The 1,495-nt window shown below is 61.1% G+C and carries 3 protein-coding genes; 1 reads left to right on the top strand and 2 read right to left on the bottom strand.

Features of this window, described 5'->3' with window-relative positions; genetic code table 11:
- Window positions 1-537 (bottom strand): beta-ribofuranosylaminobenzene 5'-phosphate synthase family protein (locus EN925_RS35420; RefSeq protein ID WP_348630388.1); only part of this gene is annotated, 537 nt, incomplete at its 3' end.
- Between the two features lie 153 nt (window positions 538-690).
- Between EN925_RS35420 and EN925_RS35415 the strand changes: the two genes are divergently transcribed.
- Window positions 691-1,071, top strand: a complete 381-nt coding sequence (locus EN925_RS35415) for a 4a-hydroxytetrahydrobiopterin dehydratase (RefSeq protein ID WP_013532029.1) — start codon at window positions 691-693, stop codon at window positions 1,069-1,071.
- A 192-nt stretch (window positions 1,072-1,263) separates the two neighbouring features.
- Here the strand turns inward: EN925_RS35415 and EN925_RS39945 are convergent.
- Window positions 1,264-1,495: hypothetical protein (locus tag EN925_RS39945; protein WP_164894645.1), on the bottom strand; the 232-nt coding region annotated here is incomplete at its 5' end.

Genomic DNA, 1,495 nt, shown 5'->3' with positions numbered 1-1,495 from the left:
ATGCAGTCCATGCCCGGAATGGTCGAGGATGAGGAGGACGCGCCACTCTTCCGGAAACGGCAGCCGCGCGACGACCGGAGGCGTTCCGCCGCGGTCGTTCTTGCCGGCGTCGACTATGACGCCGCCGTCTTCGAAACTTGCGATGCCGATGCCGGATCGGCCGCCCCGCTCGAGCAGGTTAGCGTCGCCGGCGATGTCCAGAGGCAGATTGTGGAGCGTGCGCAACGCCGAGGCGACGGCAAGGGCGATCTGCGTGCCGGAGCCCAGACCCGCATGACTGGGGATCGACTGCTCGACCACCAGATGGTGCTGGCCGCGAATGCCGAGATGCTTGCAGAGCGTCGACAGATGCTCGCTGGCGCGGGTGCTCTCGGAGCCTTCGACGATGGTCTCGCTGGACCGCGACAGGGTGACGACGGTTTCGGGTTCGCTCAATGGAAGCCCGACGCTGCCGAACCGCCGTCCAGCATCGCCATTGAGATCAAGGAAGCCAAGGTGCAGGCGAGCGGGCACTCGTATGGTAACAGAATTCGACATCTGCCCCCCGATGGGTGCATCATGGATGCATCATGGAAGTTTAGGTGCCCGGTACCATGATAACTGTTTTCGTCGATGGGGCAAGCCAAAGAGAACGCATACGTGTTTGCCGGCTCCGGCGTGTGACAGACCGAGCAATTCGCGGAGGTCGAGATGAACGAGACAGTCAAGGAAAAGGTCTATTCGGAAGCCGAGATCGCCGACCGGCTTGAGAAGGAGCTGCCGAAATGGCGTTATGAAAACGGCTGGATCCGGCGCAAATACAAGACCCACAGCTGGAAATCGACGCTCATGGTCATCAACACGGTTGGTCATCTCGCCGAGGCGGCGTGGCACCATCCTGATATCACCGCCTCCTATGCCTGGGTCGAGGTGCGCCTGACGAATCACGCGGCGAAAGGCATTACCGACAAGGATTTCGAGTTGGCGAAAAAGATCGAGGATGTTGTCCAGTGGCAGCCGGCCAAGGAAGGCGGGGCACTGGAGGGCACTCCACTGACCGACCAACGCTTCGCTTACGTCAAATATGACTAAGCAGGGTCGGAATTTGTTGACGCGTATGAAAACATTCGCTGATCCGCTGCAGGGTGGGGTTCACGGCCAATCCAGTTTCGTCTAGGATCGAGCCGGCACCAGAAAGTAGTTTAGCGAATGGCGGTTGCTTGGATCGGCAACCGGGAAGCGCTGATTGAGCACGCGGCTGCGCATGCCGCGTCGCTATTGTCGTCAAGTCGGTGCCCGGTTTTCAGCTTTGATACGGATATAGATGGCACGAGGGCGGCGATCGCGCTGGCTGAGCGGGCTGGCGCGGCATACGACCATGCCGATGGTGCGGCACTTGCCCGAGAGACCGCGCTTTTTACCGACAAGGGGGCAATGACCGTCGCCCCCGGAGAGACGCGCCGGCGTGCCGATGTCGTGGTGATCGTGGGCGAGCTCCCGCGGATCCATCATGGTC

Source organism: Mesorhizobium sp. M7A.F.Ca.US.006.04.2.1 (assembly GCF_004022915.1).
Classification (GTDB): Bacteria; Pseudomonadota; Alphaproteobacteria; order Rhizobiales; family Rhizobiaceae; genus Mesorhizobium; species Mesorhizobium ciceri.
This window is presented reverse-complemented; position numbering and strand designations above follow the sequence as displayed.